Genomic DNA, 20,209 nt, shown 5'->3' on the forward strand with positions numbered 1-20,209 from the left:
GGAGGAATGATGGACTTAGAAAAAGAAGTTCAAAAACAGTTTGATACAATAAAAAGAGGAACAGCTGAAATTATAGATAAAGAAGAATTAAAAGATAAATTAAGGGATAGTATAAAAATGGGCAAACCTTTAAAAATAAAGGCCGGATTTGACCCAACAGCCCCGGATTTACATTTAGGACATACCGTACTGATACAAAAACTCAAACAGTTTCAAGATTTAGGGCATGAAGTATATTTTTTAATTGGTGATTTTACTGGAATGATAGGAGACCCAACAGGAAAAAGCGAGACAAGGAAAGCCTTAAGCAAAGAAGAGGTTGAAAAAAATGCACAAACATACAAAGATCAGATATTCAAAATCCTCGATAAGGACAAAACAAAAGTAGTGTATAACTCCCAGTGGTGCTCAAAACTCAATGCAGTCGACATGATAAAATTGGCATCCACTATGACCGTGGCAAGAATGCTCGAGAGGGATGATTTCTCAAAAAGATTTAGCTCAAACAAGCCAATATCTATACATGAATTTTTATATCCCCTTCTTCAGGGGTATGACTCTGTGGCTTTAGAGGCTGATGTTGAGCTCGGCGGAACAGATCAAAAGTTTAATTTGCTCGTTGGAAGACACCTACAAAAACTCCAAGGCCAAAGGCCACAGACAGTTATTATGATGCCTATATTGGAAGGGCTTGACGGCGTTCAAAAAATGAGTAAGTCATTGGGAAATTATGTAGGCATAACCGATGAGCCTAACGATATGTATGGAAAAATTATGTCCATATCCGATGAGTTGATGTGGCGCTATTATGAACTTTTAAGCGATAGAGATTTGTCCGAAATTAACCAAATGAAAGAGAATGTAGAAACAGGTAAACTACACCCCAAAAAAGCCAAAGAGATGCTTGCCTTTGAGATAACTAAACGCTTCCACGGAGAAGAGAAAGCAAAAGAGGCAGCTAAGTTTTTTGAAGAAATGTTTAAAAAGAAAGAAATCCCTGACGAAATTGAAGAGATAGCCCTACAGCTTGAAGATGATGAAGTTTGGATATGTCATCTACTAAAGAATATAGGCTTTGTTAAAAGCTCATCTGAGGCAAGAAGGATGATAAAGTCAAATGCTGTTTCTATAGATTCAAATAAAGTAACAGATGACAGTTTGAAATTAAAAAAGGGTAGCTATATAGTAAAAGTAGGAAAAAGAAAAATAGCTAAGGTGAGTCTGAAATAATGCTTGTTGCAGTTGATATAGGAAATACAAATATTGTAATAGGTGTGTTTCTGAAAGATAGATTCTTAAATTTTCGTCTTAGTACAAACCCTAAACTAACACAGGATGAATACTGTATTAACCTTTATAACCTTTTTAATTTATATTCATTAAGAGAAAAAATAACAGGTTCTATTGTATCTTCTGTCGTTCCTCAAATCACACCAAGAATCATAAACGCTATAAAGACCGTGTTTGATATAAAACCCATGGAGGTAGGACCAGGAATAAAAACAGGCATGCTCATAAAATATCACAATCCTGCCGAGGTTGGGGCAGACAGAATTGTAAATGCTGTTGGAGCGTATGAGGAGTTTAAGGATGCATTAATAGTAATAGACTCAGGTACCGCAATAACATTTGATGTAATAAGTAAAAAAGGTGAGTACATTGGTGGAGCTATAGCTCCTGGTATAAATATATCTGCTGATGCCTTGGCTTTGAAAACAGCTAAACTACCCCGGGTTCCGCTTCAGATGCCCAAAGAGGTGATAGGAAAAACGACAATGCACAGTATGCAGTCAGGTCTTTTCTATGGCTATTTATCAATGATAGAGGGCATGATAAATAGAATAAAAGACGAGATGGGTCATGAGTGTGTTGTAGTTATAACAGGCGGAGATAGTGCTTTGTTTTATAAACATCTAAATCAAATAGACCACTACAGGCCGTACTTAACCCTGTTTGGTTTGAAGGCTATATATGAGAAAAATATATAATATAGGTGTTCTGGGCGCAGGTAGTTGGGGAACGACTATAGCAAATCTTTTATCCATTAATGGTCACAATGTAGTCTTGTATGTAAGAGAAGATGAACTGTTTAAAGAAATAAAGAAAACACGAATAAACAATATATACTTAAACGGCATAAAATTGTCCGAACGATTAAAATTTTCCCAGGATGTAAACGAAACTGCAAACAAAAAAGACATAATAGTATCAGCGATACCTGTTAAATTTTTAAGGGATACACTGAAAAAGATATCATGTAATATAGAAGGTGTAGTTATATCTTTAAGTAAAGGTATAGAAAATGAAACGTTTTGTAGACCATCTCAAATTATAGGGAAAACACTTGGCATAGAAATTGATAGAGTGGCAGCTTTAAGCGGGCCAAATTTTGCAAAAGAGGTGGCTTTAAAACTCCCCACTGCAACTGTTATCGCATCAACAAATAAAGAAACAGCTATATTGACCCAAAATGCTTTCAGTAATAGTTATTTCAGGGTTTACACATCAAATGATATAGCAGGTGTGGAAATATGTGGAGCTTTAAAAAACATAATGGCTATAGCAAGTGGCGTAAGTGACGGTTTGAATTTGGGTGATAACGCTAGGGCAAGTCTAATAACAAGGGGCTTGAGTGAAATATCAAGGCTTGGCTTAAAATTGGGTGCAAAACAAGAAACCTTTATGGGGCTTGCAGGAATAGGTGATTTAATGCTTACAGCAACAGGGAGTTTAAGTAGAAATAGAACAGTAGGGCTAAGAATAGCAAAGGGCGAAAAGATAAAGGTTATATTGGAGAGCATGAAAATGGTCCCAGAAGGTGTAAATACAACAAAATCTGTTTACAATCTATCCAAAGAAAAAAATATAGATATGCCTATAACTAATGAAATATACAAAATACTATACGAGGGCAAAAAACCCTTCGATGCCCTGAAAGATTTAATGAATAGGCCGCTTAAAGCAGAAAATTATTTACTTTAGATAAAATTTGTGTTAGTTATTTAAGTTAAAAAAGCTGGAGGAATAAAATGGCAAAAGAGAAAGAAGCTCCCGCTGAAAATCAAGAGGCCCCAAAGAAAAAAGGGAAGGGTAAACTTCTAATCATTATAATAGCTGTAGTCATATTAGCTGTTGCTGGTGTTGCAGTCAAGATGTTTCTTTTTAATGGCACAAAAAAACAGACAACACCAAACCAACACAAAAGCGAAGTAACTCACGAGCAGGCCCAAGAAGAGGAGCCGGTAGAACCCGCAGAAAGCACTGTGGTTAGCCAATCTCATCTGACACCTGTTGTCATAGGTCCTATAATCGTCAATTTAGCTGATGTTGGTGGCGATAGGTATTTAAAAATAAAACTAGTCCTCCTTGAGGCTAAAAGAGCTGCCAAAAAAGAAGAAAAAGAGGGTGAAAAAACCGGTATATCTTTAGAAGATGCTGTTGTTAAAGACACTATAATATCTGTTTTGTCTGCAAAAACATCGGACGATTTACTTTCAGCTTCAGGCAAAGAAGAGCTCAAAAACGAACTTATCAGCGCTATAAATCAAGCATTACATATGAATTTAGTTAAAAGAATATACTTTTTATCGTTTATAATACAATGAATCCAAATAGAGAAAAGATAAAGAAAGAATTCGAAAAATATTTTGACATACCTTTAAAAATGGTGTTTGACCTTGCAACCACTCAAGTCAAGGTAAAGGATCTACTTAAATGGAAAGAAGGCGATATTATAGAGACAAACAAAATGGCAGGTGAATATATAAACATAAATATAGAAAATAAACCCTTGGGTATGGGAGAGGTTATAGTTCTTGATAACAAATTTGCAATTAGAATAACAAATATATTTACAAAAGACGATTTAATGGAACTCAATGTAAAATGATAATCTTCATACTTGCGTTACTACTTATCCCATCTATGTCATTTGCCGCTGGAAATGTTGACTATTGGGGTTATACTTTAAAATCACTCGGAAGCTTAATCCTTGTCCTTGGCATAATAATTTTATTCTTCTACATACTAAGAAAGCTAAGTTATTCAGGAAAAATAAGTTCATCAAGAATAAAGGTCAAGGGCAAGGTTTATTTAGACAACAAACATTACCTTGCAATTGTAGAGGTTGACGGCAAAGAAATGTTGTTAGGCATATCAGATACAATAAACACATTAAAGGAACTCAAAACGAATGATGAAGAAAATTAGTTTTTTTACCCTTTTGTTGTTTTTGTTTTCAATGTCAGCTTTTTCTGCCGATGTTGTAGCACCATCAATAAATATAACTATGCCCACAGCAAACAATCCCACAACCATAGCCGAATCCATAAAACTTCTCATACTTTTAACCGTATTAGCACTAGCTCCATCTATTTTAATCATGATGACATCGTTCACACGTATCATAATAGTCTTAGCCATTCTACGACAGGCTTTAGGAACTCAACAAATGCCGCCAAATCAAATATTAATAGGTATAGCTCTTTTTTTAACACTTTTTATTATGTCTCCTCAAATAAACACGATATATAAAACAGCATACCTACCACTTCAGAAAAATGAAATAACACTTGAGGGTGCCTATAAAAACGCCACAAAACCTCTTAAAACATTTATGCTTAAGCAAACACGTCAAAAGGATTTGGCCCTATTTTTAAGAATAGCAAAAAAACCCAACCCAAAAAATCCTCAAGAATTGTCTATGGACATTGTTATACCCGCCTTTATAATTAGCGAGCTAAAAACTGCTTTTGAGATGGGTTTTATTATATACATACCTTTTTTAATCATAGACATGGTAGTCTCAAGTATACTAATGAGCATGGGTATGATGATGCTGCCCCCAATAATGATATCTTTGCCATTCAAACTGCTTATATTTGTTTTGGCAGATGGTTGGAACCTTGTTGTAATGTCTTTATTTAAAAGCTTTATGAGGTGATTCATGGACATAGCAACAGTTATAGCTATAGGCAAAGAAGCTATGAAGGTAACTATGCTCATAGCTATGCCTATTTTAATAGTAAGTTTAATAGCAGGTCTTTTAGTTAGTATTTTTCAGGCTGTTACGCAGATTCAAGAGATGACGCTAACATTTATCCCAAAGATAATCGCAACAGCTGTTACTGTGATTTTTCTGGCTCCATGGATGACAAAGCTGCTGGTAAATTATGTAATACACCTATACTCATCCATTCCAACGTTTATTAAATGAGCGATTTATTGGTTTATTCTGGGCATTTTTATACAAATTTTTTGGCTTTTCTATTTATTCTTTTAAGAGTCTCAAGTATTATAGTCTTTGCACCCATATTTTCATCTGCATCAATACCACCTCAGGTAAAGGTCGCTTTTAGCTTTGTTTTTGCTGTTATCTTATATCCTACCGTTAGAAGTTATATACACATAGAAAGCATAAACACGCTCTATATTGTATCCATAACCTTAAGAGAGCTTATGTTTGCTGTATTACTTTCCCTAACCATACATTTTATATGGAGCGGCCTTGAACTTGGTGCTCAACTTGTCGGCTTTAACATGGGCTTTTCTATAGCTAACGTCATAAGCCCTGAGGAAAATATTCAGATTTCAGTATTGGCTGAGTTTGAAAGCATTTTTGCTATACTTGTATTTTTGATAATAAATGGCCACTATGTCTTTATACAAGCTATGACATATAGCTTTGAAGTGTTAAAAGTTGGCGGATTTAGCTTAAATCAGAATATATTTCATATATTTAACAAATTAACGGCTGTCTTATTTGACGTATCCTTTACCGTTTTAGCGCCTGTTATAATAGCTTTATTTATTACCCAGGTAGTATTTGGAGTCATTGCAAGAACCATGCCTCAAATGAATATAATGATAGTTGCATTTCCGTTAAGTATCGCTATAGGATTCATTACACTCGGAGCATCATTCGTATTTGTAGCCGAATCATTAATACACTACTATCATCAAGCTTTTGGCTATATCTATGCAATAATAAGAGGTGGATAAATGCCCGATGAGGATAAAACCGAACAGGCGACCCCGAAACGGAGACAAGAAGCAAGGGAAGAGGGTAGGGTAGCAAAATCGGTAGAACTCAACACAGCCTTTCTTATGCTTGCTGCTGTTGTATTTTTCTATTTTACAGCAAGCAATTTTGGAGAGAAAATAAAGGATGTATTAATTTACTTTTTTACACTTGCTTCAAATTTTGAAATAACATTAGATTCATTTGACATATTGGTCAAAAGGATTAGTGGATTTATGTTTTCTATTCTCCTGCCATTTTTCATTGTCATGGCTACGATAGCATTTCTGATTAACGTCGTACAGGTAGGTTTCTATATAACACCGAAAGCTATGGAAATAAAGTTTGACAAAATCAATCCTGTAAATGGTTTTAAAAATATGTTTTCTTTAAGATCGTTTGGTGAGCTTGTAAAATCACTACTCAAAGCCTCTGTTATGGGTTATATTTTATGGATATTTATACAAAAAAATATAAACAGCTGGTCGTCCCTTTCAAAAACAAATCAAACAGCAGTGTTTTTGGTTATGATAAAGAGTATGTTTTTGGTTGTGGTGTATATCTTGATTTTTATAATTTTCATGGCTATCTTAGATTACCTATTCCAAAAATATACATTCGAAAAAAGCATAATGATGACAAAGCAAGAAGTTAAAGATGAATACAAACAAATGGAAGGAGACCCGAAGATTAAACAGAAGATTAGAAGCATGCAAATGGAAATGACAAGAAAGAGAATGATGGAAGAGGTGAAAAAGGCTGATGTTGTAATTACCAATCCAACACACTACGCTGTGGCTCTAAAGTACGATTCAGCAACCATGGCAGCCCCCAAGGTTGTAGCTAAAGGAATTAATCTTATAGCTAAAAAAATAAAAGAAATAGCCAAGGAAAACGATGTTCCTATTGTAGAAAAACCGGAACTTGCACGATCCCTTTATGAAAAGGTTAAATTAGATAGGGAAATTCCAGAAGAATTGTATCAAGCTGTGGCCGAGATTCTGGCTTATGTCTTTAAGCTTAAAAACCACCCTGCAAGCTAAAGTTCACTCCCTTTAATCCGATAAATTATACGAAAGGAGGGTGTGATGGACTTAGGCAGTTTTACCGTATTGGGTTTGGGAAGCGGAATGGACCTTCAAGGTCTTATAGACAAGTTGGTCAAAGCAGACAGCCAGCCCCTTCTTATGGCACAAACAGAAAAACTTCAATATGAAACATATTATAAAACTTTTGATACCTTTGAGAGCAAACTTCAACAGCTGGCAAACGATACATCAAAAATGATGAGCGACTTTGAGCTCCAAAGCGCAACAGTAAGCGATGAGAATATAGCTGAGGCTCAAATAAGCGGCAACCCAACATCTGGTGTGCATAATATCACTGTAAATAGCCTAGCCCAAGGACAAACTTGGATTTCTAATAATGAATATTCATCGGAATCAGATAGTATAACAACAACTGGCGGTAAGTTTATTTATAAGATAGGTGACACAGAGTATTCCATAGATATAGACAACAATACTCTATCCTCTACTCCGACCACACTAACTGAATTTGTAAACGCCATCAACAACAACGATTCTGGCCTTCAGGCAAGTCTTCTCTATACAGGTTCTGGATATAAAGTAATACTAAAAACACCTGATGGAACAAGTAATAACTTAACAATAGTTCAGAATGATACTAATATAGATTTTGGTGATGGAAAAGGTAATACAGGACCAGCTACAGATTCCCAAGATGCGAGCTTAACTATAGATGGCATAGATATTACATCTCAATCTAACACACTCAAGGACTACATACCTGGTGTTAGTCTAACGCTTAAAGACACTGGCTCTTTCAGTTTATATATACAAACTGATTATTCTACACTTACAAGCGACATGAACAACATAGTAAACGATTACAACGACATAGTAAAATACATAAACGACAATCAAGATTACGATGACAAAACTAATGTGGCAGATGCATTTTTTTGCAATAGCACAATAGAAGGGGCAGAGAATAAATTGTCCAATTTGCTTCTTGGTAGCTATGGAAGTAGCAGTTCAAACTATACTAGCTTGATTGACTTAGGAATAGAAATGAACAAAGATGGAACACTCGAATTTGATTCATCGAAGTTCACGTCAGCACTGGAAGATGATTTTAAAAATATAAAAAAGATGTTAGTTGAAACCTCAACAGGCGCTGAGGATGGATTTTTAAGTCAACTACATAACACTATAAATAATATGACTTCCACCAATGGTTCTATTGAGTTGCAAAAAAACTTCATAAACGACAAAATAGATAACTTGGATGAACAGATAGATATGCTTCAGAAGCAGTTAGATCAAGAAAGAACCATGTTAACTTTGACACTTTCACAAATGGATGAATATATAGGTTCTTTAAAAAATCAAGGTGATTATTTACAGAAAATGTTTGACAGCATGAATAATAAAAAATAAGGAGGCTTAAAATGTCCACCGGCATCAATAAGATTACAAATCCAGAGGTTGCCCTTCAAAACAAGATACAAACCCAACAGGCGAGCAATCAAACCCAAAGGGCAGCTGAGGTACAAAAGCTCAACCTCAAAGATACGCAACAATCACCCAACAGTGGATATAAAAAGCAACTATCGCCTGATGAACTCAAAAGGGTTATAAGTAAAATCAATGATAATGTTAGCAAATTAAATAAGGATGTGAGATTCACATATAATGACACCCTAAAATCTTTGGTTGTAAAAGTAGTAGACTCAAAAACAGGTAAAGTAATAAGAGAAATACCACCGCAAGAGGTAATAAACCTTCAAAAAAAACTCTCAGAGGTGGTAGGAATAATATTTGATAGTAAGGAGGTAGAAAAATGACAGCTAACGAGGCATATAACACATATAAAAATATGATGATAAACACCACTGTTGATAAACTTCAAATTGTGGCAATGCTGTATGAAGGGGCTTTAGGTTTTGCCAAAAATGCAATAGAATCAGCTAAACAAAAAGATGAAGAATTATTTATAGACAACATGAACAGGGTTATAGGAATACTCTTGGCCTTAAGGGATTCTTTAGATCCAAATGCCGACAAAGAGACTGTTGATTACCTAACAGCCCTGTATAATTTTCTTATTGAAAAATCTATTAATGCTATTGAGTTGTTCTCAGATGATAAGTTTTCAGAGGATGAATTTTCCATTGTAATAAGATATTTATCAAAAATGCATGAAATCTGGACGGGTGAAGTTATGGGGCAAACAAAATAATCATCCCGCTTTAAAGTTATCCATAAAGGCATTCTTCTCTTCAAGTGAAGAGCGGGATGCCATTCCTTCAAAAAAGTTAGAAAAAGCACTTTTTACAAATTCATCATTGGGAACATTAGTAGCTATATCGTTAACGGAGTTGATAAATTCATCAAAAACATTAGCAGTCTCTTTTGTGTTGTCGTTTTTTAGAATTTCATTGGTTTGTTTTATAAACTGGTCTTCATAGCCATAATTAGTTGCATTTACAAAAGCTTTAAGCCAATTATTCATATCATAGCTTCTGCTGTGTATTGTATTAGCTGCTTCAAAGAACTTTTCAAATTCACTACTGTTTTTAAGTTTATCTAAAGCCTCAACGGTTTGCATCCAGTCAGTGCCGTTTCCTTGAGATAAATTTACAATCACATTCCTTGCTCCGGCTAATGCTTCATTAGTTACATCACTTCTTTGTGTAAGTTCATTGTATATATCATTGAGTTTTTTTCCGTATGCAGATATGGACGCATATTGCTCTGATAAATTTTGCAGGGTCTCTACAATATTGTTATTATTTTGGGGATTATTCGAATTATTGCTAAAGAGTTGGTTGACCACATATTTATTTATATAATTATCTACTTTTATTGCCATAATCCACCTCCTATAATAAAATATTGCTTAATATAAAGACAAAGTCAAGAACAAATTCTTGAAAAACACTGACAAATAAGTAATATTTCTCAAGTGCAGGCCCTATGAGGCAAAAGGAGGAAAAAGATGGCTAAGTCAATGTTAGATTTAATATTTACAGACCCTTTTGAGCAATCAAATGCAGACTACGAGAAGGTAAAAGAGTTCGTAGAAACAGTATTAGATAAAGCTCCACATTACGCCGTAGTTGAAGAGTTAGAGAATGTAGCAGAGTATGTCGTCTTGCTTGAAAAACTATTAGAGGAAAATGGCATAGATTTCAGTGATGAAACTCTACAAATGAAAAAATACGAAAATACAACAGAAATAGACAATCAAAAAAGATTATTTCTACTCCACTTCTCAGGTAAAATAGTAAGAAAAGAAGGTGCTGTGGTATGAGCATAAAGAACGATCGTTGGATTATAGAGATGGCAAAAAAAGGCATGATAGAACCCTTTGCCGATAGTCAGGTAAGAGAAGGTGTTATAAGCTACGGAGTTAGTTCTTACGGTTATGACATGCGAATAGCTGATGAGTTTAAGATATTTACAAATGTAAACAATACGATTGTTGACCCAAAGAACTTCACAGAAAAGAATTATGTAGATTTCAAAGGTGATGTTTGCATAATTCCACCAAATAGTTTTGTTCTGGCAAGAAGCGTAGAGTATTTTAGAATTCCAAGGAGCATTTTAACCGTTTGCGTTGGCAAATCAACATATGCAAGATGCGGTCTTATTGTTAATGTAACGCCGTTTGAACCAGAATGGGAAGGTTATGTAACAATAGAAATATCAAACTCCACACCGATTCCAGCCAAAGTATATGCTTGGGAAGGTATAGCGCAGGTATTGTTCTTTGAGGCAGACGAAGAATGCATGGTAAGTTATGCCGATAAAAAGGGTAAATACCAAAAACAAATGGGACTAACACCGCCAAAATTGTAAGAGGAGGTATAAATGTCAGGACACAATAAATGGAGCACTATAAAACACAAAAAAGCTAAAGAAGACGCCAAAAGAGGTGCAATATTCACAAAGCTTATAAAAGAGATAACAATAGCCGCCAGACTTGGTGGAGGTGATCCTGAGAGCAATCCAAGGCTTAGAATGGCTATAGAAAAGGCCAAAGAGGCTAACATGCCCAAGCAAAACATAGAAAAAGCTATCAAAAAAGGCACAGGGGAACTCCCAGGAACAACCTATGAAGATATAATCTATGAGGGATACGGACCCGGTGGTGTTGCCATGATAATAGAAGCTACAACAGATAATAGGCAGAGAACGACGGCAAGCGTAAGACACTTACTCAATAAATTTGGTGGTAGTTTGGGTGAAAATGGTTGCGTATCCTGGATGTTTGACTATGTGGGCTATATGACATTTGATAAGGACTCAACAGAGGAAGAAGCCTTATTTGAAGCAGCGTTGGAGGCTGGTGCAAGCGATGTTAGAGAAAATGAAGAAGATGGCGTTTTTGAAGTAATAACCGAACCAAAAGAATTTATGGCAGTAAAAGAGGCACTTGAAGAGCACGGCTTTAAACCGCAAACAGCTGAGCTTACCAGAATACCACAAAATACAGTAAAACTTGAAGGCGAGAAAGCCATTAGCATGTTAAAACTAATGGAAGCTTTAGAAGAAGATGATGATGTCTCCAATGTGTATGCCAACTTTGACATCTCGGATGAGGTAATGGAGAAATTTAGTCAGCAATAGACTGCAGGGTATTATGCCCCGCAGTTTCTTTTTATTATTTCTTCTATTTTGGAAAATACATTTGATGACGGGTATCTTTTAATTGAATTTAGTACATTTTCTCTTAACTTTGGCAATTTGTTTCTGTTTTCAAGAACAAACTCCAAAGTCTCTTCTATTTCATGAACATCGGAGGGTTCATTTATTATAAAACCGTTTTCACCATTTATTACAACCTCACTGGTTCCATTGTATTTACTAACAACAGGAACAAGCCCGCATGCCATAGCTTCCAACACCACAAGCGCAGCCGCATCATAAAGAGTAGGATAGACAAATACATCACAGCCACTATATACAGTTTCAATGTCACTTCTTTTTCCCAAGCATATTACTCTATCTTGCAAGTTATTTCTTGATATTATTGACTTAAAATAGCTTCTATAATTCCCACCTGCTACAACCAACTTAAATGAGTAACCCTTATCTTTTAAGTTTTTTAAAGCTTTTAAAAGATAACATAGACCTTTGAGTTTATGATTTGTGGAAACAAAGCAGAACACCAGTTCATCTTTATCTATTTTCATCTCCTTTTTTAATTTTTGTTGAAAGTCTGGCATAGGCTTGAATCTATCCAAATCAACGCCATTGCTAATTAGAACAATTTTCCTTTCATCTAATTTAAACTTATCTATAATTTGCTTTTTAGTGAAATTAGACGGAAGTATAAAGGCTTTTTTTGAGTCAGCAAAAATCTTAAAATTTAGTGTTTCTATACATAAATTTACCCAATGAGATAAAGAAAGGAATTTTCTTAGCCTATATAATAGACGACTCAGTTTGTTGGGGTATTTTAAAACAGCCCTTTTAAAGTAGTAAGAATGAGCCCCACTGTCTCCCCTGTATATGTCACTATAAAAGCTTTTTCCTACTCCCAGAATACAAACATCTTTATTTTTCTTTTTTATTTTTTTTCCTTTTATAAAGGAATATAAAGCAAAAAATAACTCTCTTAATCCTCCCCCAACGGGAAAATAAACCTTATTAACAGTTATATTGCTATTCTTGGGTTCAGCATCAACTTTAAAAGCATAAACATCCACTTTATAGCCCTTATCAGCAAGGTAATGCACTAAGTTGTATATTACCTTCTCCTGTCCACCGTAAGTTCTAAAGTACTTATAGAAAATTACTATTTTCATGATGAAATTCTATAAAAACACACTTCTAAAAGCAAAAAGTTTATGATAGTTTATTTATATGAAGTTTGTTGGTGCCCATGTAAGTATAGCAGGGGGAGTTCAAAACGCCCTTTTGAACGCCAAAAGGATCAACGCTAATGCATTTGCTTTATTTACGAGGAACCAAAGGAGATGGGAAGCTAAACCCTATACAGAAAAGAACATCGCATTTTTTAAGAAAAACCTAAAGGACTTCGGGTTTGATGAAAAATACATACTGCCGCATGCGAGTTATTTGATCAATCTATGTTCTCCCAAAAAGGATACATTGGAAAAATCGCGTAAATCGTTTATAGAGGAGCTAAACAGAGTCAAACAGCTTGGATTGAAGTATTTGAATGTCCACCCAGGAGCCCACCTTAACAAACTATCCTTAAAGGAAAGCATATCTCTAATGGCTGAAAGCATAAATTTGGCGTTGGATTCTATTGGTGATATTACCATCGTGCTTGAGATAACAGCGGGCGAAGGAACCGTTGTTGGCTATAGATTTGAACACCTCGCAGGGATAATCGAGCAGGTTAAAGACAAAAAAAGGATCGGTGTTTGTCTTGACACATGCCACATGTTTGCTGCGGGTTATGATATTAGGGATGAAGATTCGTATGAAAAAACAATGGCTGAATTTGACAGTACTGTTGGCTTTAGCTACCTCAAGGGCATGCACTTGAACGACTCAAAGCATCCACTTGGATCACGAAAAGACAGACATGAAAGCATAGGGAAAGGCTTTATAGGACTCGATGCCTTTAAATTTATAATGAAAGACCCAAGAACCGATAATATCCCCTTGATCCTTGAGACGCCAAACACCTCTCTTTGGAGTAAAGAGATAGAGCTTTTAAGATCTTTTGTTTGAATTGCGGTTCTGTGTTCAAAAATATACAGTTTAAGGTATAGAAAGTATTATAACAAACCTGCTGCCTTCTCCCTTTTTACTTGAAAGCTCTATTTTACCACCGTACAGGTTTACCGTGTGCTTTACGATAGCAAGCCCAAGACCTGTGCCACTTAACTTTCTATCCCTGCCTGCTCTTGAAGTATAAAAGCGCTCAAAGATACGCTGTCTATCGGATTCTTCTATCCCGATGCCGCTATCCTCAACGGTTATTGTTAAACTTCTATTGCCGATTATTTTGCAATTAACCCTTACAAAGCCTGTCTCTGTGAAGTTTATTGCATTGTCAACTAAATTCCACAGGATCGATTTCAAATGACCGCAGGGTATATTGACTTTTGCAGCTTCGCATGAAACTTGAAAATCAAGGCCTTTGTTCTTGGCGATCTGGCCAAAGGCTGCATTTAGTTGTTCTCTCAATTCTCCTATGTGGCATTCGCCCTTTTTTGAAACATTTCTGCTTTCAAGTCTGTGTAGGGTTAATATATCCTCGATCAACTCCGTTAGGTGCTGTGCGCTTTCGTATATGTATTTTAAAAACTTCTCTTGCGTCTTTTTGTCTATGCCTTTTGAGTTTAACAGCGTTTCAGAAAACCCCATGATAGAAGTTATGGGCGTTTTTAGCTCATGGGATGCCTCCTCAAAAAATTTAGCCTTCATTCTTTGGTATTTTTCTCTCTGGGATATATCGTTGATCAATATGATTGTTTTTTTGTTGAATGTTTGGCTCTTAAGTAAAAGGATTTTATCGTTGGATTCTATTAAACTCTCCTTTTTTGTTGTGATCACACTTTGAAGCACCGTTAATATCTTAAAATCCTTACACAGGTCAAATAGATTGCCTTTGTTCTCCTTTAACCCTAAAAACTGGATTGCCGCTGGATTTATAAGCTCAATTTCACCTTCATAATTTACGAGTATCAGACCCTCGTTTAAGGCGTTTATGATGGACTTTAACTTTTCTTTTTCCTGCTCTATTGAGTTTTGTTGTCTTTTGAGTATGTTGTATATGCGCTTTATCGCCGAATAGATCCTATGCAGGACGATATCATCCGTTTCAGGCAAGATGAGTTTGTTCTCATTCTTCATCTTGTTTATTAAGGATTCTATCGACAAATAGATATCCTCTTCCTTTTCTGTTATAATGTAAGACGTAAACAGACTCAAAATAAACAAGAATATAAACAGAATCGAAAGCTTGTTTAAAAAAGTGGTTAAATCCATCGTTTTTTTGAAGAAGAGTAAGCCCACCAACACGGTTGTAATGATTTCAAATATGAGCAAGACCGAAAATATATGAACAAATCTTTTCATGATTTAAACTTGTATCCAACGCGGGGTATGGAGATGATACGGCTTCCCTTTTCCTTTAACTTTTTCCTCAGATTCGATAGGTGAACATCGATGGTTCTGTCGCTTACATTGGCATTGTAGCCCCAAACGGACTCTAAGATCCTATCGCGCGAGAAAACCTTATTTGGATTTTCCAAAAACAGTTTAAGAATTGAAAACTCTGTCTTGGTTAACTCTATGGGCTCACTATTAACCAGAATGGAATACTCATCCTCGTTTAATTCAATGCCGCATACAGATATAACACTTGTTCTGTTTTTAAGCCTTCGCAAGATGGCGTTTACTTTAGCTAATAAAACCTTTGTGCTAAAGGGTTTAACAAGAAAATCATCGGCGCCCTTATTTAGAAGCTGTGCAAAAAGATCATCCTGCGTTTTAGCTGTGATGATTAGAATTGGGATATCCTTTAATTTTTCCTTTGAGCTTACAAGCTCTATAAAATCCTCACCCTGCAGGCCTGGCAGCATCAGATCTAGGATTATCAGATCGGGTAGATCTTGTTTGATGTAAATCAATGCGTCGTTTGCGTTATCAAAGCTTTGCACCTCATAGCCCGCACTTGAGAGTGTAAACTCAATAAGCTCTGCTATCTTATGATCGTCTTCAATAACGATAACCTTCTCTTTCACTCCTTTATCCTTTTGTGTTTTACAACCTCGCCCGTTGCAACAAAGGTTGCAAGTTCTGCTATGTTTGTTGCCTGATCGGCTATCCTTTCAAGAGCCCTTGCAACAAATGTCAACCTCAATGCCGATTTTATATTTGCGCTGTTTAAATAGGATAACTTTATGAGCTTCTTCATGATTGCAAGCTCAAGCAGATCAACATCGTCATCTAACTTGATCACCTGCTTGCTTTTTTGTGTATCCCCATCGAAGAAGGCTTCAAGCGCATTCTCAAACATAAACACTGCCAACTTTTTCATCTGTTTTATGTCGCTATAGTCCACTATCTTTGGTTTGTTTATTATTTTTTGCGCCCATTCAGCAATGTTTACCGCATTATCCGCAACGCGTTCAATCGCCACATTTATCTTTAGCGATGCAACGATAAACCTTAAATCGCTTGCCTCTGGGTGTTTTAGTGCGCAGACTGTAATCACATCCTCATCTATCTCGTTGTCTATCTCATCAACCTCCCTGTCCTTTTCTATCACCCAATCCAACAGAGCCTTATTTTCATCGAATAAGCCGTCTAAGGCCTTATTTGTCATATCAAGGGCAAGAGAAGCCATACGCGAAACCTTTAATTTAATCTCTCTAATATCACGCTCTATTCCTGCAGCCATTCACCACCCCTTTCAACCAAATCTACCCGTTATATATTTTTCTGTCAACTCCTGGTCTGGATTTGTAAAGAGTTTCTTTGTTCTGTTAAACTCAATAAGCTCACCTTTAAACATAAACGCCGTAAAGTCTGAAATCCGCGCCGCCTGTTGCATGTTGTGGGTTACAATAAGCACAGTGGTTATATCTTTCAGTTGAACAATTAGGTCTTCAATCTTTGCCGTTGCTGTCGGATCCAGGGCGCTTGTTGGCTCATCGAATAGAATAATGTCTGGCTCAACTGCTAAAGTCCTTGCGATAACAAGCCTCTGTTGCTGGCCGCCAGAAAGCGATGTTGCTGGGCTTTTGAGCTTGTCTTTAACCTCATCCCATAGAGCTGCCTCAACTAAAGACTTCTCAACTATCTCCTCAATCTGGCTCTTGTTTTTTATGCCTTTAAGTTTTAAACCATAGGCCACATTGTCAAATATGGACATGGGAAACGGCGTTGGCCTTTGAAAAACCATACCAATCTTGCTCCTGAGTGAGATCAGATCTTTTGTTTTTAGTATGTTTTCACCGTTGTATAGGATTTCGCCTTCGTATCTTGTGCCCTTGTAAAGGTCGTGCATTCGATTGAAACACCTTAAAAAGGTCGTTTTTCCGCACCCCGATGGTCCTATTAAAGCAGTGATGGAGTTTTTGTATATGTTCATATTGATATTTTTAAGAACCCTCGTTTGACCGTAATAAAAGTTCAAATTTTTAACCTCAATTAGAACCTCATTCACAGATCATACCTCCTTGAGATCACCCATCTGCCCAAAAGATTAAAGATTAATATGAAGACAACGATAACAAACGATGCGCCCCAGGCTAACCTATGCCAGGATGGATACGGTCCCATTGCGTATTGATAAATCGTAACTGTCAAGGATGACATGGGCTGGTTTGGGTTTAAAGTGAGGAACGAGTTGTTGAAGCTTGTAAACAGAAGCGGTGCTGTCTCAACGGAAACGCGCGCAATCGAAAGCAAAACACCCGTAAAAAGCCCCTTTAAAGCACCTCTATAGACAACATCTTTGATAACAAGATAATAAGGCGCACCAAGGGCAAAGGCCGCCTCCCTCATCTCCCACGGGATTAACCTTAATGTTTCCTCAGTCGTTCTAACGATTATCGATATCATGATAATAGCCAAAGCGATTGATCCTGCAAATCCACTGAAATGACCCATCGGTCTAACAATGATCGTATAAACAAAAACGCCAACAACTATTGATGGAAAGCTCATCATCATATCCGCCAAAGTGCTTATCAATGAGCTGATTCTTTTGTCTTTTCCGTATTCGGCAAGGTATGTGCCTCCCAATATGCCAGCAGGAACACCTATAACAACGGCGATTACGGTTATGATCGCCTGACCAACAAAGGCGCAGCGCAAACCCCCTCCTGGAATGCCAGGCGGTGCGGGATCGTTTATAAAAAGCGATAGGTTTAAGGCTGACAACCCTTTTATAAGGACGCTTGCAATGATGAAAACAAGCCAGAAGATCCCCAAAAAGGCGGTAAAAATTGAGACAGATATGGCAATGAGGTTTATGATTTTTCTTTTCTTTAGATGGTTCATTTTGAATACCGCCTCAATAAGAATTTAGCTATACCAAGTGCAGTAAAGCTCATAACATAGAGTATTAGCGCAAGGTAGAATAGGCTTGCCAGATACAGTCTAAAGTCTGCCTCTGTAAACTCGTTTGCCAGCGCAACCGATATGGTGGTTGATGATTTTAAGAGTGAAAGATGGATGGTGTGGTCGTTGCCCAAGACAAATGCCACAGCCATCGTCTCGCCAAGCGCCCTGCCTGTTGCTATTATTATGCCGCTTATTACGCCCACCTTTGAGTAAGGCAGGATTACATCCTTGATAACCTCCCACTTCGTCGCACCCATTCCGTATGCTGACTCTATTAGCTCCTTTGGAACTAAATCAAAGGTATCACGAGAGATTGAAGCGATAAATGGAATGATCATTATGCTTAAGATCAAGCCCGAAGTTAAAAGATCTATACCTAACGGCGTGCCCCTAAACAGTAATCCAACCACAGGAATGGGCAAAAATACCCTTTGAAGAAAAGGCTCGATATAATTTCTCATGATTGGTGCAAGTGTAAACAATCCCCACATGCCGTAGATAATGCTGGGTATAGAGGCCAAAAGCTCAATAGCTAAAGAAAAAGCACGTTTAAGTTTGTCAGGGCAGATTTGGGATAAAAAGATACCTATACCAAGTGATGTGGGAATTGCAAAGATCAAAGCCAATAGTGTGGTAATAAGCGTTCCATAGATAGCCGTTGCCCCACCGAACACCTTTTTAACGGGATTCCAGGCATCTGAAAAGATAAAGTTTATCACGCCAAATTTTTGTATAGCAGGATAAGACATAACAAGAAGGACAACTAACATGGCAAGCGAGATAAAGATAACAAGCAGGGCTAATGTGTAACTTAAGTTTTTAAAGGCCAAATCTTTCTTTTTGTAAGCGCTCCTCATAGTGAGGAACTTATAATGGCAATACGTTAAGATTTTGTTAAGAGAGGGTAAAGAAGGTGTGAAAATTGTAAATTATCGTAACCTAAAACACAATCCAAGTCTTTAAAAGGAATTAAGGTTAATCAAATCTACTGTAAAAGAACGTATATTTTAACGCTTTCTTAACACTCACTAAACGATTTCTTATCGGCTTGCTTGTATCTAATGGTAAAACTTTTTGTGGAGGTATGTGTTTATGGTTAGGTTTCTTGTTGGGCTTTTTGGTTTGTTCCTGTTGGTAAATGTGTCTTTTGCCAAGTCCTCTTTAGATGGGGCGGGTGCGACCTTTCCCTATCCTGTTTATACTGCCTGGGCTTATTACTATCATCAGGCTACGGGGAAAAAGGTTAACTATCAGGGCATAGGCTCAGGCGGCGGTATAAGGCAGATTACCAAGCGAGTGGTTGATTTTGGTGGTTCGGATGAGATGTTATCACCAGAGGAGCTTAAAAAACGGGGTCTTTTTCAGTTTCCCGCCGTTGTTGGGTCAATTGTGGTTGTGTATAACCTAAACGGTGTAAAGGACGGTGAACTTAAGCTTTCAAATAAGGCTGTATGTGATATCTTTCTGGGAAAGGTTAAATACTGGGATAATCCTGAGATAAAACAGCTTAACAAAAACTTAAGCCTGCCACATGAGGTTATCACCGTTATACACAGATCCGAAGGCTCAGGGACCACATGGAACTTCACCTATTGGCTATCCCATGTGTGCAAGGCTTGGAACAAAAGGATAGGCTATGGAAAGGTTGTGGGCTGGCCAACTGGAAAGGGTGCAAAGGGCAATCAGGGCGTAACAAACTATATCAAGCAGATCCCAGGCTCAATTGGCTATGTGGAATATGCCTATAAGATTCAAAATCAGCTAAAAGTTGCACAGCTTCAAACCACATCTGGCAACTTCATAAAGCCAAGCGTTGAATCCTTTGAATCAGCGGCGAAACAGGCCAACTGGTCTGAAAAGGATTCGTTTTACATACCCTCAAATCTGCTTTTATCAAAGGGTAAAAACAGCTGGCCTTTGACCGTTTCTACGATGATCCTGCTTGCTAACGACAAGCCAAATACAAATAAACAGGTTATAGAGTTCTTTGACTGGGCTTTCAAAAACGGTGATAAAACAGCAAAACAGCTGGGTTATGTGCCACTGCCAGGCTCTGTAAAATCTATGGTCAGGGATTACTGGAAAAAGTACGTTATCAGGTGAT

General features: G+C 36.9%; 26 protein-coding genes. 18 read left to right on the plus strand and 8 right to left on the minus strand.

The annotated features are described in order from the left end of the window. Nucleotides 1-9: 9 nt before the first annotated feature. Genes tyrS through HIPMA_RS04520 form a run of 13 tightly spaced genes read left to right on the plus strand, consistent with a single transcriptional unit; the run spans nt 10 to nt 9,283 of the window. The gene (gene tyrS, locus HIPMA_RS04460) at nt 10-1,230 is read left to right on the plus strand and encodes a tyrosine--tRNA ligase (protein ID WP_013681876.1); all 1,221 of its coding nucleotides are present in this window, start codon (nt 10-12) and stop codon (nt 1,228-1,230) included. Next, a complete protein-coding gene (locus HIPMA_RS04465; RefSeq protein ID WP_013681877.1) occupies nt 1,230-1,988 on the plus strand; it encodes a type III pantothenate kinase in 759 nt (252 codons plus the stop codon). Before tyrS ends, HIPMA_RS04465 begins: the two co-directional genes overlap by 1 nt. Beyond that, nucleotides 1,972-2,982 carry an NAD(P)H-dependent glycerol-3-phosphate dehydrogenase gene (locus tag HIPMA_RS04470; protein WP_013681878.1) on the plus strand — a complete coding sequence of 337 codons (1,011 nt, stop codon included), beginning with the start codon at nt 1,972-1,974 and terminating at the stop codon, nt 2,980-2,982. The genes HIPMA_RS04465 and HIPMA_RS04470 overlap by 17 nt, the downstream gene beginning before the upstream one ends. A 47-nt stretch (nt 2,983-3,029) precedes the next feature. Then, nucleotides 3,030-3,605 carry a flagellar basal body-associated FliL family protein gene (locus HIPMA_RS04475; protein ID WP_013681879.1) on the plus strand — a complete coding sequence of 192 codons (576 nt, stop codon included), beginning with the start codon at nt 3,030-3,032 and terminating at the stop codon, nt 3,603-3,605. Next, nucleotides 3,602-3,889, plus strand: coding sequence for a FliM/FliN family flagellar motor switch protein (locus tag HIPMA_RS04480; RefSeq protein ID WP_013681880.1), 288 nt, complete (start codon nt 3,602-3,604; stop codon nt 3,887-3,889). Before HIPMA_RS04475 ends, HIPMA_RS04480 begins: the two co-directional genes overlap by 4 nt. Beyond that, nucleotides 3,886-4,209 (plus strand): flagellar biosynthetic protein FliO, encoded by a 324-nt coding sequence (locus HIPMA_RS04485; RefSeq protein WP_013681881.1) that lies wholly within the window; start codon nt 3,886-3,888, stop codon nt 4,207-4,209. The genes HIPMA_RS04480 and HIPMA_RS04485 overlap by 4 nt, the downstream gene beginning before the upstream one ends. Beyond that, complete coding sequence (gene fliP, locus HIPMA_RS04490) at nt 4,193-4,942, plus strand: flagellar type III secretion system pore protein FliP (protein ID WP_013681882.1); 750 nt, start codon at nt 4,193-4,195, stop codon at nt 4,940-4,942. The genes HIPMA_RS04485 and fliP overlap by 17 nt, the downstream gene beginning before the upstream one ends. A 3-nt stretch (nt 4,943-4,945) precedes the next feature. Beyond that, entirely contained in the window at nt 4,946-5,215 is a 270-nt protein-coding gene (gene fliQ / locus HIPMA_RS04495; RefSeq protein ID WP_013681883.1) for a flagellar biosynthesis protein FliQ, read from the plus strand. Further along, on the plus strand, nt 5,212-6,000 hold the full coding sequence (locus HIPMA_RS04500; RefSeq protein ID WP_013681884.1) for a flagellar biosynthetic protein FliR: 789 nt from the start codon (nt 5,212-5,214) through the stop codon (nt 5,998-6,000). The genes fliQ and HIPMA_RS04500 overlap by 4 nt, the downstream gene beginning before the upstream one ends. Then, nucleotides 6,001-7,062: a flagellar biosynthesis protein FlhB gene (gene flhB / locus HIPMA_RS04505; RefSeq protein ID WP_013681885.1), complete on the plus strand. Its 1,062-nt coding sequence runs from the start codon at nt 6,001-6,003 to the stop codon at nt 7,060-7,062. Between the two features lie 45 nt (nt 7,063-7,107). Then, entirely contained in the window at nt 7,108-8,481 is a 1,374-nt protein-coding gene (gene fliD / locus HIPMA_RS04510) for a flagellar filament capping protein FliD (RefSeq protein WP_013681886.1), read from the plus strand. Between the two features lie 11 nt (nt 8,482-8,492). Continuing rightward, a complete protein-coding gene (locus HIPMA_RS04515; protein WP_013681887.1) occupies nt 8,493-8,888 on the plus strand; it encodes a flagellar protein FlaG in 396 nt (131 codons plus the stop codon). Then, nucleotides 8,885-9,283: a flagellar export chaperone FliS gene (locus HIPMA_RS04520; RefSeq protein WP_013681888.1), complete on the plus strand. Its 399-nt coding sequence runs from the start codon at nt 8,885-8,887 to the stop codon at nt 9,281-9,283. The genes HIPMA_RS04515 and HIPMA_RS04520 overlap by 4 nt, the downstream gene beginning before the upstream one ends. Here the strand turns inward: HIPMA_RS04520 and HIPMA_RS04525 are convergent, their stop codons facing one another. Continuing rightward, nucleotides 9,284-9,916: a hypothetical protein gene (locus tag HIPMA_RS04525; RefSeq protein ID WP_013681889.1), complete on the minus strand. Its 633-nt coding sequence runs from the start codon at nt 9,914-9,916 to the stop codon at nt 9,284-9,286. Between the two features lie 126 nt (nt 9,917-10,042). Between HIPMA_RS04525 and HIPMA_RS04530 the strand changes: the two genes are divergently transcribed. Genes HIPMA_RS04530 through HIPMA_RS04540 form a run of 3 tightly spaced genes read left to right on the plus strand, consistent with a single transcriptional unit; the run spans nt 10,043 to nt 11,676 of the window. Continuing rightward, nucleotides 10,043-10,357 carry a DUF2018 family protein gene (locus HIPMA_RS04530; RefSeq protein WP_013681890.1) on the plus strand — a complete coding sequence of 105 codons (315 nt, stop codon included), beginning with the start codon at nt 10,043-10,045 and terminating at the stop codon, nt 10,355-10,357. Next, nucleotides 10,354-10,905: a dCTP deaminase gene (gene dcd / locus HIPMA_RS04535; protein WP_013681891.1), complete on the plus strand. Its 552-nt coding sequence runs from the start codon at nt 10,354-10,356 to the stop codon at nt 10,903-10,905. Before HIPMA_RS04530 ends, dcd begins: the two co-directional genes overlap by 4 nt. A gap of 12 nt (nt 10,906-10,917) precedes the next feature. Further along, nucleotides 10,918-11,676, plus strand: a complete 759-nt coding sequence (locus tag HIPMA_RS04540) for a YebC/PmpR family DNA-binding transcriptional regulator (RefSeq protein ID WP_013681892.1) — start codon at nt 10,918-10,920, stop codon at nt 11,674-11,676. An 11-nt stretch (nt 11,677-11,687) separates the two neighbouring features. On the opposite strand, the gene HIPMA_RS04545 is transcribed toward HIPMA_RS04540, so the two are convergent. Next, a complete protein-coding gene (locus HIPMA_RS04545) occupies nt 11,688-12,857 on the minus strand; it encodes a glycosyltransferase family 4 protein (RefSeq protein ID WP_013681893.1) in 1,170 nt (389 codons plus the stop codon). Between the two features lie 58 nt (nt 12,858-12,915). Between HIPMA_RS04545 and nfo the strand changes: the two genes are divergently transcribed. Further along, a complete protein-coding gene (gene nfo / locus HIPMA_RS04550) occupies nt 12,916-13,755 on the plus strand; it encodes a deoxyribonuclease IV (RefSeq protein ID WP_013681894.1) in 840 nt (279 codons plus the stop codon). 30 nt (nt 13,756-13,785) lie between these two features. On the opposite strand, the gene HIPMA_RS04555 is transcribed toward nfo, so the two are convergent. The 6 genes from HIPMA_RS04555 to pstC are packed head-to-tail and all read right to left on the minus strand — an operon-like array spanning nt 13,786 to nt 18,962. Then, nucleotides 13,786-15,108 (minus strand): sensor histidine kinase, encoded by a 1,323-nt coding sequence (locus HIPMA_RS04555; RefSeq protein ID WP_013681895.1) that lies wholly within the window; start codon nt 15,106-15,108, stop codon nt 13,786-13,788. Then, a complete protein-coding gene (locus HIPMA_RS04560) occupies nt 15,105-15,776 on the minus strand; it encodes a response regulator transcription factor (protein WP_013681896.1) in 672 nt (223 codons plus the stop codon). Before HIPMA_RS04560 ends, HIPMA_RS04555 begins: the two co-directional genes overlap by 4 nt. Beyond that, nucleotides 15,773-16,435: a phosphate signaling complex protein PhoU gene (gene phoU / locus HIPMA_RS04565; protein WP_013681897.1), complete on the minus strand. Its 663-nt coding sequence runs from the start codon at nt 16,433-16,435 to the stop codon at nt 15,773-15,775. The genes HIPMA_RS04560 and phoU overlap by 4 nt, the downstream gene beginning before the upstream one ends. A 12-nt stretch (nt 16,436-16,447) precedes the next feature. Further along, on the minus strand, nt 16,448-17,203 hold the full coding sequence (pstB, locus tag HIPMA_RS04570) for a phosphate ABC transporter ATP-binding protein PstB (protein WP_013681898.1): 756 nt from the start codon (nt 17,201-17,203) through the stop codon (nt 16,448-16,450). Beyond that, nucleotides 17,200-18,042, minus strand: coding sequence for a phosphate ABC transporter permease PstA (gene pstA, locus HIPMA_RS04575; RefSeq protein ID WP_013681899.1), 843 nt, complete (start codon nt 18,040-18,042; stop codon nt 17,200-17,202). Before pstA ends, pstB begins: the two co-directional genes overlap by 4 nt. Next, nucleotides 18,039-18,962: a phosphate ABC transporter permease subunit PstC gene (gene pstC / locus HIPMA_RS04580; protein ID WP_013681900.1), complete on the minus strand. Its 924-nt coding sequence runs from the start codon at nt 18,960-18,962 to the stop codon at nt 18,039-18,041. Before pstC ends, pstA begins: the two co-directional genes overlap by 4 nt. 235 nt (nt 18,963-19,197) lie before the next feature. Here pstC and pstS point away from each other — a divergent pair, with 235 nt between their 5' ends. Continuing rightward, complete coding sequence (pstS, locus tag HIPMA_RS04585) at nt 19,198-20,208, plus strand: phosphate ABC transporter substrate-binding protein PstS (RefSeq protein WP_013681901.1); 1,011 nt, start codon at nt 19,198-19,200, stop codon at nt 20,206-20,208. The last annotated feature ends 1 nt before the right edge of the window (nt 20,209 follow it).

It is taken from the genome of Hippea maritima DSM 10411, from assembly GCF_000194135.1.
Classification (GTDB): domain Bacteria; phylum Campylobacterota_A; class Desulfurellia; order Desulfurellales; family Hippeaceae; genus Hippea; species Hippea maritima.

Excerpts from the sequence above, each read along its gene's own strand:
- fliD (WP_013681886.1), top strand. The coding sequence starts at position 7,108 with ATGGACTTAGGCAGTTTTACCGTATTGGGTTTGGGAAGCGGAATGGAC.
- HIPMA_RS04525 (WP_013681889.1), bottom strand. The coding sequence starts at position 9,916 with ATGGCAATAAAAGTAGATAATTATATAAATAAATATGTGGTCAACCAA.
- HIPMA_RS04545 (WP_013681893.1), bottom strand. The coding sequence starts at position 12,857 with ATGAAAATAGTAATTTTCTATAAGTACTTTAGAACTTACGGTGGACAG.
- HIPMA_RS04465 (WP_013681877.1), top strand. The coding sequence starts at position 1,230 with ATGCTTGTTGCAGTTGATATAGGAAATACAAATATTGTAATAGGTGTG.
- phoU (WP_013681897.1), bottom strand. The coding sequence starts at position 16,435 with ATGGCTGCAGGAATAGAGCGTGATATTAGAGAGATTAAATTAAAGGTT.
- tyrS (WP_013681876.1), top strand. The coding sequence starts at position 10 with ATGGACTTAGAAAAAGAAGTTCAAAAACAGTTTGATACAATAAAAAGA.
- HIPMA_RS04480 (WP_013681880.1), top strand. The coding sequence starts at position 3,602 with ATGAATCCAAATAGAGAAAAGATAAAGAAAGAATTCGAAAAATATTTT.
- HIPMA_RS04520 (WP_013681888.1), top strand. The coding sequence starts at position 8,885 with ATGACAGCTAACGAGGCATATAACACATATAAAAATATGATGATAAAC.
- nfo (WP_013681894.1), top strand. The coding sequence starts at position 12,916 with ATGAAGTTTGTTGGTGCCCATGTAAGTATAGCAGGGGGAGTTCAAAAC.
- HIPMA_RS04475 (WP_013681879.1), top strand. The coding sequence starts at position 3,030 with ATGGCAAAAGAGAAAGAAGCTCCCGCTGAAAATCAAGAGGCCCCAAAG.
- HIPMA_RS04485 (WP_013681881.1), top strand. The coding sequence starts at position 3,886 with ATGATAATCTTCATACTTGCGTTACTACTTATCCCATCTATGTCATTT.
- fliP (WP_013681882.1), top strand. The coding sequence starts at position 4,193 with ATGATGAAGAAAATTAGTTTTTTTACCCTTTTGTTGTTTTTGTTTTCA.
- HIPMA_RS04555 (WP_013681895.1), bottom strand. The coding sequence starts at position 15,108 with ATGAAAAGATTTGTTCATATATTTTCGGTCTTGCTCATATTTGAAATC.
- HIPMA_RS04515 (WP_013681887.1), top strand. The coding sequence starts at position 8,493 with ATGTCCACCGGCATCAATAAGATTACAAATCCAGAGGTTGCCCTTCAA.
- fliQ (WP_013681883.1), top strand. The coding sequence starts at position 4,946 with ATGGACATAGCAACAGTTATAGCTATAGGCAAAGAAGCTATGAAGGTA.
- dcd (WP_013681891.1), top strand. The coding sequence starts at position 10,354 with ATGAGCATAAAGAACGATCGTTGGATTATAGAGATGGCAAAAAAAGGC.
- HIPMA_RS04470 (WP_013681878.1), top strand. The coding sequence starts at position 1,972 with ATGAGAAAAATATATAATATAGGTGTTCTGGGCGCAGGTAGTTGGGGA.
- pstC (WP_013681900.1), bottom strand. The coding sequence starts at position 18,962 with ATGAGGAGCGCTTACAAAAAGAAAGATTTGGCCTTTAAAAACTTAAGT.
- HIPMA_RS04530 (WP_013681890.1), top strand. The coding sequence starts at position 10,043 with ATGGCTAAGTCAATGTTAGATTTAATATTTACAGACCCTTTTGAGCAA.
- flhB (WP_013681885.1), top strand. The coding sequence starts at position 6,001 with ATGCCCGATGAGGATAAAACCGAACAGGCGACCCCGAAACGGAGACAA.
- pstS (WP_013681901.1), top strand. The coding sequence starts at position 19,198 with ATGGTTAGGTTTCTTGTTGGGCTTTTTGGTTTGTTCCTGTTGGTAAAT.
- HIPMA_RS04500 (WP_013681884.1), top strand. The coding sequence starts at position 5,212 with ATGAGCGATTTATTGGTTTATTCTGGGCATTTTTATACAAATTTTTTG.
- HIPMA_RS04540 (WP_013681892.1), top strand. The coding sequence starts at position 10,918 with ATGTCAGGACACAATAAATGGAGCACTATAAAACACAAAAAAGCTAAA.
- pstA (WP_013681899.1), bottom strand. The coding sequence starts at position 18,042 with ATGAACCATCTAAAGAAAAGAAAAATCATAAACCTCATTGCCATATCT.